The sequence below is a fragment of the Ruminococcus sp. Marseille-P328 genome, assembly GCF_964249465.1.
GTDB lineage: Bacteria > Bacillota > Clostridia > Lachnospirales > Lachnospiraceae > Blautia_A > Blautia_A faecis.
This window is the reverse complement of the sequence record NZ_CAXUBQ010000029.1, coordinates 29173-46156: the sequence shown is the minus strand read 5'-3', so window position 1 is coordinate 46156 and position 16984 is coordinate 29173. Positions and strand designations below refer to the sequence as shown.

At 40.6% G+C, this 16984-nt stretch carries 14 protein-coding genes and 1 pseudogene; 3 read left to right on the top strand and 12 right to left on the bottom strand.

The annotated features are described in order from the left end of the window. Positions 1-363 precede the first annotated feature (363 nt). From ACESTK_RS17455 to ACESTK_RS17445, 3 genes are all read right to left on the bottom strand, one after another. A complete protein-coding gene (locus ACESTK_RS17455; protein WP_148463375.1) occupies positions 364-630 on the bottom strand; it encodes a hypothetical protein in 267 nt (88 codons plus the stop codon). Between the two features lie 241 nt (positions 631-871). Further along, positions 872-2941, bottom strand: a complete 2070-nt coding sequence (locus ACESTK_RS17450; RefSeq protein ID WP_226855458.1) for a hybrid sensor histidine kinase/response regulator — start codon at positions 2939-2941, stop codon at positions 872-874. A 762-nt stretch (positions 2942-3703) separates the two neighbouring features. Beyond that, positions 3704-4465, bottom strand: coding sequence for a class I SAM-dependent methyltransferase (locus ACESTK_RS17445; RefSeq protein WP_173716759.1), 762 nt, complete (start codon positions 4463-4465; stop codon positions 3704-3706). Between the two features lie 152 nt (positions 4466-4617). On the opposite strand from ACESTK_RS17445, the gene ACESTK_RS17440 reads away from it, so the two are divergent. Next, complete coding sequence (locus ACESTK_RS17440; RefSeq protein WP_173716758.1) at positions 4618-4902, top strand: hypothetical protein; 285 nt, start codon at positions 4618-4620, stop codon at positions 4900-4902. Between the two features lie 217 nt (positions 4903-5119). Here ACESTK_RS17440 and ACESTK_RS17435 read toward each other — a convergent pair whose 3' ends face one another. The 8 genes from ACESTK_RS17435 to ACESTK_RS17400 all read right to left on the bottom strand — a co-directional run bounded on the left by ACESTK_RS17435 (position 5120) and on the right by ACESTK_RS17400 (position 14234). Then, positions 5120-6400: an Ig-like domain-containing protein gene (locus tag ACESTK_RS17435; RefSeq protein ID WP_118583507.1), complete on the bottom strand. Its 1281-nt coding sequence runs from the start codon at positions 6398-6400 to the stop codon at positions 5120-5122. Between the two features lie 165 nt (positions 6401-6565). After that, positions 6566-7297, bottom strand: coding sequence for a class I SAM-dependent methyltransferase (locus ACESTK_RS17430; protein WP_148463380.1), 732 nt, complete (start codon positions 7295-7297; stop codon positions 6566-6568). A gap of 54 nt (positions 7298-7351) precedes the next feature. Next, complete coding sequence (locus tag ACESTK_RS17425; protein WP_173771917.1) at positions 7352-7912, bottom strand: NUDIX hydrolase; 561 nt, start codon at positions 7910-7912, stop codon at positions 7352-7354. 346 nt (positions 7913-8258) lie between these two features. After that, positions 8259-8708, bottom strand: a complete 450-nt coding sequence (locus ACESTK_RS17420) for a hypothetical protein (RefSeq protein ID WP_226855457.1) — start codon at positions 8706-8708, stop codon at positions 8259-8261. Position 8709: 1 nt separating this feature from the next. Next, on the bottom strand, positions 8710-10296 hold the full coding sequence (locus ACESTK_RS17415; protein ID WP_173716752.1) for a DUF6034 family protein: 1587 nt from the start codon (positions 10294-10296) through the stop codon (positions 8710-8712). Between the two features lie 171 nt (positions 10297-10467). Beyond that, positions 10468-11904, bottom strand: coding sequence for a HAMP domain-containing sensor histidine kinase (locus ACESTK_RS17410; protein WP_148463382.1), 1437 nt, complete (start codon positions 11902-11904; stop codon positions 10468-10470). Beyond that, complete coding sequence (locus tag ACESTK_RS17405; protein ID WP_173716751.1) at positions 11901-12566, bottom strand: response regulator transcription factor; 666 nt, start codon at positions 12564-12566, stop codon at positions 11901-11903. The genes ACESTK_RS17410 and ACESTK_RS17405 overlap by 4 nt, the downstream gene beginning before the upstream one ends. Positions 12567-12860: 294 nt before the next feature. Beyond that, positions 12861-14234 carry a sodium-dependent transporter gene (locus ACESTK_RS17400; protein ID WP_173716750.1) on the bottom strand — a complete coding sequence of 458 codons (1374 nt, stop codon included), beginning with the start codon at positions 14232-14234 and terminating at the stop codon, positions 12861-12863. Between the two features lie 226 nt (positions 14235-14460). On the opposite strand from ACESTK_RS17400, the gene ACESTK_RS17395 reads away from it, so the two are divergent. Together ACESTK_RS17395 and ACESTK_RS17390 are read left to right on the top strand one after the other, a co-directional pair. Beyond that, positions 14461-14982: a hypothetical protein gene (locus ACESTK_RS17395; protein WP_118583489.1), complete on the top strand. Its 522-nt coding sequence runs from the start codon at positions 14461-14463 to the stop codon at positions 14980-14982. Between the two features lie 48 nt (positions 14983-15030). Further along, positions 15031-15129: pseudogene (locus tag ACESTK_RS17390) on the top strand (DUF6783 domain-containing protein); the annotation flags it as partial. A 43-nt stretch (positions 15130-15172) separates the two neighbouring features. Here ACESTK_RS17390 and ACESTK_RS17385 read toward each other — a convergent pair. Next, on the bottom strand, positions 15173-16984 hold the full coding sequence (locus tag ACESTK_RS17385) for a DUF6320 domain-containing protein (RefSeq protein WP_226855456.1): 1812 nt from the start codon (positions 16982-16984) through the stop codon (positions 15173-15175).

Here is a 16984-nt window from a genome sequence, read left to right as displayed (position 1 = left end):
TCTTCAAATTGTCCTCCAGTGGAAAATATAGATGTATTTACTGCAACCAGGAAGCTTCCCTCTTAAGATAGAAACTATCAAACCCTCCCTTGTATGTCGCTTAAGAGGAAAATACCCTTTAGGTTTATTTCTATTCCTAAAGGGTATAAAAATAATATTTTCTTCCCGTATCAGTTAGCAACCACCAGTTGAACTGGTGGTTGCTAACTTAGCTGATATTGCAGTATTTTTTATGGGATAAAAAAGTGAATATTATACTACTTTGTAATTATTAACTATTATTTGACACAAGCCATCATTTAACAGCAAAATTTGACATACTATATTTTATTATACCTACTCATGAATATAAATTCAAGGATATTATTGTGTAAAGAAAAAAGTGTATAAATCTGGAATATCTATAGGCTGCTGTTTTCGCTTTGGCGGTGTCGGCGGAAGGACTTCATTCATATAAGGTCCAATCATAGATACGGTATCTATAACTTCCATCCGGGATCTGATACTTCGATCCGCTGTTTTATCTAGTTCTATCGGAAGAATCACCTCAAAATGGCTTCCTTCTCCCAGTTTGCTCTCTACCTGAATGGTTCCGCCCATCATCTGGATGATATTGTGCGTGATCACCATTCTCTACCAAGTGTTCAAACTCTGTTTCATATTCCATCCATAATAAACTCATTTTCGGTCACTCCTCTTCCAAAACATTTTCATATAAAAAACGTCTTTCCTCAAACAGATGAAAAGACGTTTTTGCTCATATCATTATCTTATCAACAGGCATGGAGATGTTATCATTGGACGCAATAAGAGTGCTGTGCAAATTATATATTTCTCTAAACATGCGTCAATATCTTCTTGCTGACTTTTCTTATATATATTTATAAATGGTCATCTTTACTTTCTCAATATCCAAAGGTTTTGCCAGATGTGCATTCATTCCAGCAGCAATACATTTTTCAGCGTCCTCCTGAAAAGCATTTGCTGTCATGGCAATGATTGGAATTGTCTCAGCATCAGGATGTTTCAGTGACCGGATTGTTTTTGTCGCAGTAAGCCCATCCATTACAGGCATCATGATATCCATCAGAATTGCGTCAAAATAACCTTCCGGTTTCTCCTGAAACATCCTAACCGCCTGCAGTCCATCTTCTGCAACTGTCAGATTTGCACCTTCATCAGACAACAGAGTTTTCGCAATTTCTGCGTTCAGTTCATTATCCTCCACCAGCAATAAGTTTAATCCACTAATATCCATCTGTGCTGCTGTTTTCTTTACTGTATCTGGTGCGGAAGCAAGTTTAAACGGAATTCTGATAATAAAAGTTGATCCGATTCCTTCTTCGCTTTTTATTTTAATTGTTCCGCCCATTTTTTCAATCAGGCCTTTTACAATCGACATTCCCAGTCCAATTCCCTGTTGTGTACTTCCAGAATCATTCCTTTCCTGCGAAAACGGCTCAAATATATGCTTCAGATATTCCTTACTCATGCCAATGCCTGTATCTGTGATCGTCCATTCATATGTCGTAATTCCATCCACTACTTCTGTATAATCCAACACCGTTATTATCTTGCCGCCAATCCGGTTATACTTAATACAGTTTCCATAAATATTAAGAAAAATCTGTCTCATATGCACCGGACTTCCATAAATAAAAGGATATCGAAGCCCTTCTTTTTTTGAACGGAACTGCAGTTGAATTCCTCTGTCTTTTGCCCGCTGTTCTATGATAGTCAGAACATCCTGACTTAATTCATCAAAGTTGATGATTTCCTGCGTTAGCGGTACATTTCCATCTTCGATTTTGCTCATCTGAAGAATATCATTAATAAGTGACAATAGATAATCTGCGGCTACCTGCATTTTTCCGAAATTTTCCAGAACCAATTCACTGTCATCAAAATGCTTCTCAGCAATCTTCAGCAATCCGATAATGCCATTCAGTGGGGTTCTCATATCATGAGACATCCTGGAGAGAAAATCAGACTTGCTTTTATTTGCTTTCTTTTCACTTTCCAATGCAATTGATTTGTGCATGAAGTCATTTTTATCCAGCATGAGATTCCAATGTTCAATTGTTCCGTCTTCCTTTATTACTTTCTGTCCACGATCTTCGATGTATTTGTATGTGCCGTCCTTACAGCGTATCCGGTAAATAGTAGCATAATGATCGGAATGCGTATATTGATTTAATGCATCTGCAAGTCCGACCTTTACGTCATCTGGATGAGCAAGACCGATAATATTACCGCCAGAAGCGTCCATCAGTTCCTTCGGTGTTGCGTAACCGAGCATATTTGCAAATTGTTCTGAAACATATTTAAAAGAATATTCCGGGTCATCATTACTGATTTTGACACCGCCAGGGATGGATACGGTAAATAACTCCAGCTGACTTTGCAGTTTCTTCGTTAATTCCTCGATCATAGCCGTATGCTTTTTCTCTTCTTTCAGAAGCTTCGCATACTCTCTGTTTGATTTTTCCAGTGCCCTCTCTTTTTCCTCTAAGCGATAATGTTCTGTACGGTCAAGAACATAATTGACTGCAATGATATCTCCGGTTTCTTCTTCCCGGTACAGGGCCATGTGATCTTCTGCAAGCATGGGCTCAAAAGTAGCAGTCCTGGTCCAATATCGGAATGATATATGCCGTTCACCATTTTCAAAACGCTTTAACAGTCGTTCTCTGTCAAACTCGTGCAGAAAATCTTGGAGACCTTCTTCAGGTATGGTCAATGCCCATGCATCCACCAGACTCTGTAAGCTTGAATTTTCCGGCAAACCTAATTGTTCATTCAGATTATATTTTTTTCCATTAACTACCTGATACATGGAACCACGTACAATATTCTTTGTGAGATTGATCACGCAGTATCCATCGGCAATAGCAAATACCGACTCTTCCAAAAAACGGTTATTAATCATATCCTGACTCATACTTGTTTATCTCCCTGTAAATTCTCTGATACAGATTATATCCTTATCCAAATATATCCGTCAACAAAGAGTTTTTACATTGTAGAATGAAAATTTACACGCTCATCAGTAGTATTTGCAGGATTTAAAAACAGGAACATTTCATAAATTTCTCAGCTATATGGCAAGCCGGGAAGTCGGGAAAATAGCAATTCAGTAAATGTACTGAAAAAGAGTGGGGTGAGTGGGGATAGTTGCCAATATGGGGATGTTGGGGTAAAAGAAAAGCCATGGTTCGTGCCATGACCTTTCAAAAGAACATTTAATTTCCGCTTGCAACTCCGGCAAGTTTTACTGTCACATCATAAGTAGACGAATCATCTTCAACAGATTTTCCGTTGACGCAATCAGCGTCTGTTCCTTCCATCCAGATATACACATGAACGGCAATTCCATCATATCCTACATTTGTTGTATTTTTCTATTTTATAATGTCAAAATACCCGATAATTCCTATGCATACGTCTTTCTTCATAGGTGACCACAGCGTATGCAATTTCAGTTTATACATCTGACTATTATTTTCCAACGTCGCTTTTATCTGCACAGAGATTTCTTTATTTTGTACAGATGTCTGGTGTAACAAAACCCGAATAGATGCAGAAGATTCTTTAGAGCTGTAATTACATTTATAAATATGCCCCCGAATCCTATCTAAATATTAGGACATTTCAAGAAAAGCAGGAACTCTTCAAAGGAGTTTCCTGCTTATTTTTATTACCATTATTTTTTTACACCAATTAGTAATAGCCATCTATGATCAAACATGATTTGTGAATCTTTATTATATGGTGAAAAACCGGTTTTTCTACCGCCTTCCAATTCAGCTTTCATCAAATTTGTTATCTCTTCTTGCACATCTTCCGAAGTATCAGTCAGTTCCATCCAACTTTTTAGATTCACCGGCACCAGAGTAGTTTCTTCGCATTGCAGTGCAAAATCTTTCTTGAACATTTCTTCAAATTCTTCCCTGCTGAGGATTCTGGTATGAGAAGGATCACGCATATTTTCAATCTTATCATCAATTTCTCGTAAAGGCTCCTCGGCAGCTTCCATATCCCAGACCACCATCTTTCCCCCTTTTTTCAAGACACGTTTCATCTCTTCAAAAGGTTTCTCAGGATTGTCAAAATGATGGAAAGAAAGCCTTGTGATCACCAGGTCAAAGGTTTCGGGTTCGTATGGAAGTTTTTCTGCATTACCACTTTGAAAGTAAATATTTTCTATATGACTTTCTTCGGCAAGTCTGATTCCGTGTGCCAGCATTTCTTCCGTCATATCCAGACAGGTAATATCCTTTACATAAGGAGCCAGAGCCCTGCCACAAATACAGGTCCCGGCAGCTACTTCTAATGCATGTTCTTCTCCTGTTGCTGCGATTTTCTGAATCAGATAGTCTGTATATTCCACTTTTGACATATGATATGCTACAAATTTTTCAGCCTGTTTTTTGAATGACTGTCTGACTATATCATTATGATTCATTTCAAACGCCTCCTATCCTGTTCTTTGTTTTCTTATAATACCATAAAAACGGGATAAATGACTTAATATACAATATAAAATATATTATATTTAAAAAGAATATGTTAAAGCACAGTTTATGTCCAATAAAATACTGAACGGAGGAATATAAAATGGGTGATGCAAGTATTATTGCAAGACTGCTTGCTAATGGTCATGTTCAATACGGCTGGAGTGGAAATGGAGGGTATTTTAGCATGGTAGGAATTAGATTGCTATTATGGTATCAAGAGCCTAAAAATGTAGAATATCTATTTTCACTTGGGCAGACATCATTAATCGGAAAGATTGGAAGTGAAAAAGGCGGTTTTAACTGGTATGAAACTCATTGCCCTACAGGAGAGCCGTTCTGGCTAGCTAATACGGAAAGAATGATTTTTAGTAGAATAGTTCTATAAGCAACTGCTGATGATCGTCACAAGTTGTTTTTGGGGAGTCCGTGGCAGTAGTTTGGGAAGCTGCTGTCAAAGTGTCCAAAAAGATTTCTCTTAGTATACTGTCACCCCCAGCGGTTACAGATATAATTTTTATAAAATACATTAAGGGCAGACACCAAAAACCGAGGTCTTTGATGTCTGCTCTCTTGTAATTAGAATGAATCACCTGAAGACATATTTAGAATGGATTACTTGAAGCCGGGGCTTTTATTGAAGTGATCAGATCCATCCATTTATACATATACCAGTTTCCGTCCTTAGATGATTTATAAACATCGATCCATTTACCACTGTCAGAAGCCTTGCAATAGATAAAGGCTCTATACTGATCAGGAGATGGTATGGAAGGATTTGCCGGAATGTATATCTGATCTTCATCTACTACAGAATCCTGAGTTAATGTAATTGAATAAGGCTGTGAAGGTGTGTAGTCATTCGCCGGAGTTGCACCATTTAAGAATGCATTTCCAAGATAGAGATACTGTTTACTCTTTTTCATTTGCTCTGCTAATCTCTGCTTCTCATAAACAGATAACTGCTTATTGCATAAATATCCGATCATTTCTTCGCAATCTGTCTGATTTTCCGGTTTCCAGGTCCGAAGTGACATGACATAAAGAGCGAGCACCTTATATCTCCCATCATCACCGCTGATGTTATACTGCTTCAATTCTTCCACGTTTGTTGGAATTGTGCTGAAAGTATAGGTATAAGTATTCAGAGGAATCTCAATCACTACAGATTCGCCAGCTTCATTCTTGACTGACCGCTGCCCTTTTATAACTGCTTTCGAAAGAACTGGTTCAGTCTGAGGCTTTGTTTCCATGGTAACTGTAACTGTGCATGTAAGAACAATCCCTGCATCTACTTTGATTTCTGTTGTTCCAACATTAATTGCATGTACCTTTCCCTGACTATCTACCTCTGCAATATTCTTGTTTGAACTGGTCCATACGGGCAGATGCTTAGGATCCTGTACGCTAAGCTGATAATATTCACCTTTACGCATGCTTAAAGATGTTGCACTTAATACTGGTGTTTTTGCTGGAGCTGTGGTAGGTGTTGCTGTAGGCTCTGCCGGCGGATTTACCGGAGCAGAAGGTGTTGTAGGTGCTGGCTTTGCAGGTGCTTTTTTACTCTTAACAGTAACCTTACACTTGTATGTTTTTTTGCCAACCTTAGCTTTAATATATGCAGTTCCTTTTTTCTTTGCTGTAACGACACCCTTTTTATTGACAGTTGCCACTGATTTCTTTGTGGAGGACCATTTCACTTTCTTTTTTGTGCCTTTTACCTTTAAACGGTATTTCTTGCCCTGGGTCAAGGTAAGCTTTGTTTTGTTCAGTTTGATCTTCGCGGCACTTACAGATGTGGTATCCACTGCCAGACACATTACTACAAGTAAGAATGTAGTAAGCAGTACGCTGGCTTTTTTTAATGATTTTTTACCATTTCTCATAAGCATTTTCTCCTTCCTTATAAGCAATACTGTCCTTTTTATTCTTATTATACATAGTTGCTTCTGATTTGCACTAGCACTTCTGACAGTAATCGAAAAGGATTATAAAAATGCTGCTATGCATATATCATTTATTCATCTGCCTGCTCTGCCAATTTATTTCCTCTACAACGTATAACAATCATATCGAATCGCTTTTCCGCTTAACGTATAAGAAGGCTTCCTTCCTGCCAGAAAATCACTTTTCAGCGGTCGTTTTACAATGATCTTATCCGGGTCTGCGCTGATAGCGGCGTCGAAAAGGTCGGTCTCTTGGGAGCATGGGGGCTCCAGCTTCTGGATGAGCTGCAGTTTTTTGTTGATCAGGCTGGACTTTTGTCTTGCGGGGAACATGGGATCCAGGTATATGACGTCTACAGGATCCAGGAGTGCGGGCATTAATTCCACGCTGTTGCCTTCTGTCAGTTTCATGCGGGCAGCGATCTCTTTCAATACGGGATGCTTCTTTGCCCGGCGCAGGGCATCCTTCAAAAGAACAGCAATCACTGGATTCTGCTCATACAGAGTTACCTCATACCCCTGGGCAGCCAGAAGAAATCCATCCTCTCCCATACCTGCTGTGGCATCTATCGCCTTGCGCCCTGGCTTTTCTGATTTGGAAGCCCGTACCAGCATTTCATGCTGTAATCTTCCGTTGGTCACCCGGTGAAGCATATTTTCGAAATCTCCCTGATAAGCCAGACCATATCCGGTTAAAGAAACACCTTTGGAATTAAAAAGCACCGTCAGGTGCTCTCCCGGCTTTTCAGAGATTGGGGTATTTGTGCGCCTGGAAAAAGCTTCAGCCATATCTCTTGCGCCACCTTTTTCAAGGCAAACTACAATTTTCTCACTCATGTTCTCTTCTCTTTCTTTGTATCATATAAGTATTATAATTGTTGGCTTCTTTCATTACATTTTCTCAATCAGCTTGGAGTACACATGTTCTACAAACCATGGTTCTGTAGATTTCTTCAGCGCTTCTTCAGGGGAAAACCAGGCGACACCGCTGTTCTCGTCGGCTTTTATGGAGACAGCTTCCTCAGAATCTGCTTCCAGCAGATATGTTACATTCAGATGTAAATGGCTGGACACATATTTGCCCTTTTTCACATGTCCATCTACTGTAAGGGATTCCAAAGAAAAAATCTCCTCAGATACAGGACAGACATGGGAAATCCCCGCTTCCTCTTTCACTTCCCGAAGGGCAACTGCAAGTAAATCCGTTTCTCCGTCCGCATGCCCTCCCAGCCAGGACCAGGAATTATAAATATTGTGATAGACCATGAGAATTTTGCTTTTATCCTGATTTACCACCCAGGCAGAAGCAGTCATATGTGCTACCGTGTTTTCTCTGGAAAAAGCATTGGTATTATTTCTGATCCAGTTCAGAATAAGCTGCTTATCCGTCTCTTCTTGTTCATTGAACGGGGTATAATGCTCAATTTGGTTAAGTAGTTCCTGTCTGTTCATTATAGAGTGCTCCTTTTTATTGGTCTTGTACAATAGTATAACATAAGCAGATATTTATTTACACCTGAAAAGGAAGTATCTTTGTTATTCAAAAAGCTGTTTAGCGTTTTCAAGATTGGTCTTTCCCTTTATCTTTAGCAACACCTTTGTTACAGTCAGTGCAATGCCAGATTCGCTGCACAGAATTCTTACCTGGGAGAGAGGGCTATAGATCTGATCATCTTCTCCGGGGAGTATTGCAACAATTTTACAAGGAAGACTGGACATTGGTGAAATATTATTCCCGGGACTGTCCATAGCCGTGAAACTACTGTCGGAAATGGAACTGCTGTATTCAGTAGAACTTTTATTTGAATCGATACTGTCTAAGCAGTGCTGCTGTGTCACTCCACAGATTGCCTGGATAGCTGTCCTTCATGCACAGCACAGAAGTAAACAAAAGCATAAAACATGTATATAAAATCGTTACGAATGTAATATAGACAAACTGGCCTAAGAGCCATTTCTTCTTGGTGGTACGGATCAGCTGATAAGGAGTGACTGGTGTCATTTTCGGCAGGTCGGAGAACAGCAAAAGCAAAAGCATGGAACTTAGAAGCACTGCTGTTCCATCCCCGAAGGTCCACAGGAAAGGTTCAATTGCCTGTACAGGCGTATTGTAGTTATCCATAACAACCATGATTCTTCCTGTAAGCAGAAAACTGAGCACAAATTCCAGAAAGAGGGTAAAAATCACTTTGGGATTACGGAAAAAGCCGAAGAAATTGTAGCGTACAATTCCAAGTGTCTGCTTCATATCAGTATCCCAGACTACGGTCTATAATACTTCCGTCTACTGCATTGATGGTAAGAAAGCTCCAGGTAGGCCAATCTGTCGTATCTGAGTAGGTTTCGCCATCATATTCGGAGTCAATCTTGCGGGATCCGAAGAAATCCCAGACAGGAACCAGAAGACCGGTATGGGCATCTGTGGATGGCTCATAAATTCTGGCATAGCCAAGAACGATACGGTCAATATTGAATACCCTGGAATTTTCATAGGTAAGGTTGTCCGCGTTGGTGACGATCATCATTTTTTCGTAGATATTCATGATCTCGCTGAATGGAAGCAGGCTTAAATTCTCAGTCTTAGTTTCTCCGATGGTGTATGGATTGCAATAAGTCATGCTGTCGATTCCGTCTGCATTTACATAAAAATAAAGGTTTTCGTAAGCCCAGGTTTCCATAGTACTGTCCATGTCTTCAAGCGCTCCACCTGCATCCATGGTATAGGTAAGCGGAGTTCCATTTATGGTACGGCTGTAGTAGATAACATAACCACTTCCGAGATAACTGGAGTTATCATCTGTTCCAATGGACGTCTGAATCGCATAATCCCATCCGCATTGGTTTAAATCGTCAAGGCCCATGGCATCTGCTTTTTCCTGGGCTAATTTCTTCGCGTCATCCAACGAAATTCCAATAGATTTTTCGGTAGGTTTTTCATATGGACTGCTGCTGGAATAATCGGACCAGACAGCGTCAGAAGGGATTTCTTTACCGTCTTTTTGGGCTATCTTCTGGATTCTTACTTCCAAAGAATAGGCTCCCCAGGAAGAGGTACGATAAGAATATTGGGAGCCGTCATCTAACTGGGCGATACCGGTAAAAGCATTGTCTTCCATAACTTCACCAGTATTGCTGTATGTCTGTACTCCCACGGCAGGTCTTCCTTCTACCAGATTTCTAGTCTCAGGTGCAGATTCATACTGGTTTTCCCAATAATCAATGTCATCGTAAATATCATATATGAGATTGCCATTATCATCGGTTCCCCAATTATTAGGATCCAGATTTCCGTTGGCAACATCTTCTTTTAATTCGTCGATTTTTTTCTTGATCTCATCCTTTGTCTGTACATAATAGCTGTCTGCAGTGTAAATCTTCGCATTTGAGAAAAAGGCATCCGTGATACCATCAAGAAGATCCTGTGTGACTGCAGCTGGTGTAACAGAAATTGCAGATATCTTTTCCACATCTGGTATTTCTACTGCCGCATCCGTATTTACCACAAGCTTGGATGTGTCGTCTGTTACTTGACTTTTGTAAGTCTCAGGCGCATTGATCAGGTCGCGGATAGTGGTTCTGGCAGCTGAGGCATTATCCGGGTGAACGTCAGTGGAGGCAGCAGTATCACTTGTACCAGTACTTTCAGAAGCAGTTGTCTGATCAGCGGAGGAGGCATTTCCTGCCATATTGACATCCTTGTCATCCGCTTCTTTGTAAGAATCCAGTGCTTTATTTCCCTTCTGCCTTACAAGGGAAGATTCTGGTGTCTGTGCACATCCCGCTAACATTCCCATGCAGAGAGTAAGTCCAATCATTCTTTCTATATTCTTTCTCATTTGTTTGAAGTCTCCCTTTCGATGTTTGAACATAACCGGAGATTTAGGGGAACGGGTGTTTGATATTGCTCATAGTAATCACCGGTCATGTTCTGATATAGATTATAGTACTTGGAATTACACCAAATCTTCCGTAAATTGTAACTGAATTGTAATCTGGCAAGAATTTCTTTACCATTCAATGAATACACAGGTTCCCTTTCCTATTTCACTTTCAATTTTCATTTGAAATCCATGTATATCCGCGATTTTTTTACAAAGTGCAAGTCCCAGACCCACACTTCCATTCGCCCGGGAACGGGATTTGTCAACCATATAAAATGCCTCTGTCACTTTATCAAGATCTTCAGCTGGGATTCCTTTGCCAAAATCCTGGACCATCAGTTTCTCAGCCGTCGCTTCCAGTATGAGTCTGGAATTGTCCGCGGAGGCTTTTACTGCGTTGTCAATAAAATTGTTTACCAGACTTAACATAAGATCTTTGTCAAAGTTTTTCTTCAGATCAGCAGGTTCACACTGAAGTTCCAGACAGATATTCTTCTCTTTCAGACGGCAGAGGTTAAGCTGTCTGGAATCCTCCAGAAAAGATTTCACTGAATTTTCTGTTGGGGCAAAACGTGCCTCCCCAGTTTCATATAATCCGGTAAGTTCCAGCATTTTTACCGAAAGTCGGGACAGCCTGCGGCATTCACTGGAAATATAGGAGAGAGCTCTCTCCTGCTGCTGTCTTTGCAGGCGCACTGTGAGAAGGGTATCTGCATATCCCAGGATAGAGGTCATAGGTGTTTTCAGCTCATGGGCAAGACTTCCCATTAACTGTCGTTGTGTATGGTTTACAGTGGAAAGGCATTCAATCTGTTCTTTAACCTTGGAGGACATCTGATTAAAGCTTTTGCCAACCTGCGCCAGTTCCGTATCTCCTTCCGCAGGAACTTGTATATCATAGTTGCCTTCAGATACAGAAACCGCAGCTTCCCTTAATTTTGTAAGGGGTGCCATAATTTTCCGCAGGCTGAAAAAAAGAATTGTTCCGGTTAACAGAAGAAGAACCAGCGTCAACATACCCGCCTGATAAAAAAGGATCCTGTTACTCTCCAGAACATCAGAAACGTCTTTATAAGTGACAATCTGATAATTCAGATTTGTAGTTGACTCTGTGGAGGAATAAAAAAAAAGCAACAGTGTTTTACCGTCGGCTTTGCTGATAAGGGGATCACAGATATAAGTATCCGCGTCATACCATTTTCCGTGTAATTCCACTTCTCCCAGTTGTTCCTGGATTCCCTGAACATCGAAGTCATAGGCGGTACCGTTGTAAAGTTCTTCATCATTCTGATATAGAACAGCACTGTCATGGAAAATCTGTCGGAAAGCGTAGATAAGAATTCGGTTTCGGACTTTCTCATCGGAATTAGCGGACTGACTGCTTGTAAGTCTTAATTTCTCCTCAAATTGTAAAAGATTATTCTGAAATTTGGTATATTCATAGTTATTGATATACTGAATACTCTGATTCTTCCAGCGATATGAAGTATAGAAAAAAACAGCGGAGGATAAAATCAGGATCACGCAGGCCACCTGTAAAAAGATTTTTGTAAAAAGCTTCAAAATTCCACCTCCAGTCGGTATCCAATGCGGGGAATGGTTTTGATCCTGTTCTGCCAGCCCAGCTTTTTGCGGATACGTCCCACATGTGCATCTACTGTTCTTGTTTCTCCTTCGAATTCTACGCCCCAGAGACCGGCCAGAAGCTGCTCTCTTGTAAGAGCTTTATTGGGATTGCGGACGAACATCATAAGGCAGTTGTATTCCATTGGTTTCAGGTAAATTTCCTCTCCATTTCTGGTAACGGTATGGCTTATGGTGTCTATGGTAATATTGTTAATCTGTATCTGCTCCTGTAAATTTCCATGACGTTCCAGTACTTTCTCCAGGCGGACCATCACTTCCAGCATCTCGAAGGGCTTTACAATATAGTCTTCGGCACCTTCTTTAAGGCCTTTTACTTTGCTTGCGATGTCGGCTCTGGCGGTGAGAAAAATGACGGGAATGCCATAGTGATTCAGTTCTGGTAAAAGGGTATATCCATCTTTTCCAGGGAGCATAATATCTACAAGGGCGCACTGGAACTCATGATCCCAGGCAATTCCTTCGCTGGCGTCATTGCCGTCCAGGTAGCTTACGGTCTGGTAGCCGGTGACTTCCAGGTTCATGCAAAGTAAGTTATTGATTGCTGGTTCATCTTCTATTACAAGTATTCTGGCTTTCATTTCGGGTCCTTTCTTGTATACTCTGAAAAATAATCCTTATTTGATGTACTGGTTCTATTATACATGTTTTGGTAGTGATAAATGTAACCATATTGTAAAAAGCAGATATAGGGAAAAGTTGTGTGCGTTATTGATGGAAATGTGGCAGACTTTAAAGCTTTGTAGATATGGAGGCAGTCCTTATACAATCGCCCCACCTGAGATGGGTGGGGCGATTAAAAAATTATAGTATTTATTCAGCAGGTATTATTTCGCGAAGTGGTAACTGAGAAGTACAGAACAGTTACAAATTATTTACATGGAAATCAGTCCAAATGCATTTGCTACAGAGCTAAGCAGGATAATTGCTGCAAATATCGGGCAGAGGTATTTGATCATAAAGTTAAAAATCTTTTTCCTGCGGAAAGTTCCGCCTTCAGCTACTACTTCCTCCTCAATCTTTTCCACTCCCACTTTTCTGGAAATTAAAAGACAGGTTGCAAGTGCGGCAATTGGCATCATTACAGAATTGGTGAGGAAATCAAAGAAATCCAGAAACTGCATTCCAATGATTTTTACAAAGCCAAGCGGTCCATATCCAAGGGAAGAAAGAGTTCCAAGAAGAATCATGATCACACCAACAATAACGGTTGCTTTCTTTCTGTGCCATCTCAGTTCGTCCTGGAAGGTAGATACAGCGCTCTCCGTCAGGGCAATAGAGCTGGTAAGAGCTGCGCACAGCACCAGTACAAAGAACAGAATCCCAATGGGAGTTCCCAACCCCATACTGGCAAATACCTTGGGAATGGTGATGAACATAAGCGCCGGTCCTGCCTGTAAAGTATCCGGATCTCCACCGGAGAATGCAAACACAGCCGGAATGATCATCAGACCTGCCATAATGGCAATTGCAGTGTCAAACACTTCTACATTCTTGGTGGAACCTTCGATAAATACGTCCTTTTTCATATAAGAGCCAAAGGTTACCAGAATTCCCATGGCAATAGACAGGGAATAAAACATCTGACCCATGGCGGCTACCACTGTCATCCAGGAGAAATTCTCAATATTTGGTACCAGGAAATATTTCACTCCTGCAAGGGCACCTGGTCTTGTAACAGAGTAAACAGTAATAAGCACAGATAAAAATACCAGAACCGGCATCATAAATTTGGAAACGCGCTCTACTCCGTTTCGGACTCCTGCATATATGATTGCAACTGTTAAAAATGCAAAAATAAGGAAACAGACCTCTGTGGAGGTACCATTCGAAATAAACTCAGAAAAATATCCGTCTTCTGCCAGCTTCTGGCTGTTACCTTTTATATATTCGATCAGATATTTGATAACCCATCCGCCGATAACGGAATAGTACGGCACGATCAGGACTGGAATGATGGCATTGATCCAGCCACCAAAGGACAGCCATTTAGACTTGCCAAATTTTCCAAAAGCGCCTACCGGGCTTTTTCTTGTCATTCGGCCAAGGGCGGTTTCGGCGACAATCATAGAGTAGCCAAAAGTAAGTGCCAGAATAATGTAAATCAGTAAAAATATTCCACCGCCGTACTTTGCCGCAAGGTAAGGAAATCGCCATATATTTCCCAGTCCGACGGAAGCTCCGGCAGCAGACAGTACAAATCCCAGTTTACCGGAAAAAGTACTTCGTTCATGATGATGTTTTTCCATAAATTTTTCCTTCCAAATTCGTAAAATTTGTTTTTGCTTTTTATAAACTCCAACTCTTATGATGATAACATGGTTTTGTGTTAAAGGCAAACAATATATATAAAATAACAGCAATAACAAATAACAAATAATACAAAAACGAGGGAAAAATTATTGATTTTAATAAAATAAGATCTTATAATTAAGCTTATCAATTAACATATATATGTTATGGAGGGTGCGGATTATGAATGAAGAATTGTTTAACGAAGCAACGAAATCAAATGTTCTCACAAAGAAACTGATCGACCAGCTTCTGGAGAGCATGACCTACAGCAGCATTTCCTTTATCAACTGGACCATTGAGACTTTGTCTCTGATCAAGGCGCGTCTGCAGCGCGGAGACCGGATTACAGACGAAGTCAGCGGAGAGGTTTATACCTTATACTCTTTCCAGCAGTTTGTGGAGAAGAATTTTTCTACTTATATAGCAAGCCAGGTATTTAAAGAGACTTCTAAGCCGGAGAAAATTTACTTCTCTCTGAAACCGTGTGAAGAGGGATACAGTCTGGTTGCTGCTGATTCTGACAGTAATAAAACCTACTCCTGGATCTCAAGCCTGAGTAAACGTTTCTCATTGGTAGAAATGATCGCCACAGGAATTGTATATGTGAAAGATACACGTACGAATACTTATCAGCCATTTATTTCCGGAAATGGCAAATATTGTAAGTATGATAAAGAGAAGGGAATTCTTGTAGAAATTTAATTATATTAACTGCCAGAGCGTATTTGAAAAGGGCTTTCTGCAAAAACTCCCGCAAAGTGGGGCGTGCAGATTACGGGAATGATTTATCAAATACGCTTTAGGGTATCAGACATAACAGACGGACACAGATCGCAAGGACTGCTTTAGCGAAATTTCAGCAAAGAAGTCCTTGCAATCTGTGTCCATTTTATTACATTCTAAGTTTTTTATGAAACTCCCGAATAGTATCATTGCTGTTAAAAATAAACATTCCTGCAAATACCAGCAGGCTGATTCCTGTGCATACCACAGATGGGTATGGAAAACGGATCAGGTGAAGAAACATAAGGATCAGCGGTACGAGACCAGCAAAAGCAGCCTGAACAAGATAAAACAGATACTCTTCTTTTTCCAGCTTTTGTACTTTTACGATCACGGGTATAGAGCCAAGTACTGCAAGAGCGCCAAATGGAAGGACAAAATCCAGAGACCAGCCATGCCATCCGGTATATTTGTCCCACAGAACAGCGATAACAGTTACCAGGATCAACTGTATGATCTCGTTTTTTAAGATATTCCTCCGTTTGGCATAAGCAACCGCTACGATCAGCCATCCGCAAAGACAGCCAGCTGCGGCGAACCAGAACCAGTCCAGTTTTTCCCGTGTAAGGTAATTGATCATGCCGCAGAGAATTGCAGCTGCAATGCAGACAAAATTGAAAACCTGCACGATTCTCTGCGCCTCCTTTTTCTCTTTCAGGGAACAGCCGGGGAAATTATTGGTTTTTTCTGTATAAGGAATTTCTTCTTTTTTCAGCATGTTCAGAAAATTTCGCTGAATATTATCCTTGGGAAGCTTGGAGGTAAATCCAAGAACCATTTCGTTTTCGTAAGAACAGGAACAAAGCTGCATGGAGTTGGTACTTGCGAAAATTCCGAAACGGTCAATGTACTGGTTATACTCCTTTGGAAAACGAAGAATTCCAATATTGGAATAAACAGCCGTAATGCTTCTAGAGCTTAGGTTTGCTCCCAGCATAAGGAAATATTTCTTTATTTCCAGGGGAACTGCACGGATGACCGGATTTTTCTCCAGACGGACATAGCTATTCATATGTCTGGCAATTTTCTCTTCTACCAGTTCCGCGGCAAACTGCTCTTTCACGTGAGCCAGAATTTCTGTAAAATCAGAAGTTTGGGAAAAATCATGTCCCACTTCTATCCAGCCAAAAAAATTTGCCATAGACTGTGAGGGAAAATAATTCCGCAGATTTACAGGTACCATAAGGGCAATGGGGCGATTTTGTCTGCTCTTGGGAATTTCCTCATGGATGGAACAAAGAAACATGGCTGTGATCAGAATGGTTATGGAGACACCGTATTCTTTTGCTTTTGCATGAAGCTCTTTTACCGGAAGTACAATCTCTGTAATATGCATATCCTCATGAAGCAGCCGTTCTCCCGGAAGTCTGACAGCACGAGGTTTTTTCTCGGAATTTCCGGGAATATCCGAGGAATAATACAGGGAAAAGCTATCCTCCTCCTGATCACCGGGGGTGCTCATATCCGTGACTGGCAGAGAAGGCAGATCCTGTTCCGGGTGAGCCTTCTTCAGATAATTGCTTACCAGTTCCTGGAGAAAATGCATTGCCCCGGTACCATCTGTCAGTGCATGGAAAACTTCAAAATTGATTCTTTTTTCATAATAGCTGACCTGAAAAAGAAGATTCTTTTTGTCTGGAATATACAGCCTGCTGCATGGAGGCTTCTTCTCTTCCTTTACAATTGGACGAATATCCCTGTGTTCCAGGTAGAACCAGAATAATCCTTTTCGGAGAACCATCTGAAACAGAGGATATTTTTCCATGGTTTTTTCAAGAGCGGCCTGGAGAAGCTCCGGTTTTACATTTTCCTTTAGTTCACAGTAAAAACGAAATACTCTGGTATCATTTTTGCCAGTTACCAGAGGAAAAGCAAGGGCCGCGTTATCCAGTTTTCTCCAGTTCGAATATCCTTCTTTCAA

Bases quoted from the DNA above. Each gene is read 5' to 3' on its own strand.
- ACESTK_RS17415 (WP_173716752.1), bottom strand. From the start codon at position 10,296: ATGAGAAAGAATATAGAAAGAATGATTGGACTTACTCTCTGCATGGGA.
- ACESTK_RS17405 (WP_173716751.1), bottom strand. From the start codon at position 12,566: ATGAAAGCCAGAATACTTGTAATAGAAGATGAACCAGCAATCAATAAC.
- ACESTK_RS17425 (WP_173771917.1), bottom strand. From the start codon at position 7,912: ATGAACAGACAGGAACTACTTAACCAAATTGAGCATTATACCCCGTTC.
- ACESTK_RS17420 (WP_226855457.1), bottom strand. From the start codon at position 8,708: ATGAAGCAGACACTTGGAATTGTACGCTACAATTTCTTCGGCTTTTTC.
- ACESTK_RS17400 (WP_173716750.1), bottom strand. From the start codon at position 14,234: ATGGAAAAACATCATCATGAACGAAGTACTTTTTCCGGTAAACTGGGA.
- ACESTK_RS17450 (WP_226855458.1), bottom strand. From the start codon at position 2,941: ATGAGTCAGGATATGATTAATAACCGTTTTTTGGAAGAGTCGGTATTT.
- ACESTK_RS17440 (WP_173716758.1), top strand. From the start codon at position 4,618: ATGGGTGATGCAAGTATTATTGCAAGACTGCTTGCTAATGGTCATGTT.
- ACESTK_RS17430 (WP_148463380.1), bottom strand. From the start codon at position 7,297: ATGAGTGAGAAAATTGTAGTTTGCCTTGAAAAAGGTGGCGCAAGAGAT.
- ACESTK_RS17395 (WP_118583489.1), top strand. From the start codon at position 14,461: ATGAATGAAGAATTGTTTAACGAAGCAACGAAATCAAATGTTCTCACA.
- ACESTK_RS17435 (WP_118583507.1), bottom strand. From the start codon at position 6,400: ATGAGAAATGGTAAAAAATCATTAAAAAAAGCCAGCGTACTGCTTACT.
- ACESTK_RS17445 (WP_173716759.1), bottom strand. From the start codon at position 4,465: ATGAATCATAATGATATAGTCAGACAGTCATTCAAAAAACAGGCTGAA.
- ACESTK_RS17455 (WP_148463375.1), bottom strand. From the start codon at position 630: ATGGTGATCACGCACAATATCATCCAGATGATGGGCGGAACCATTCAG.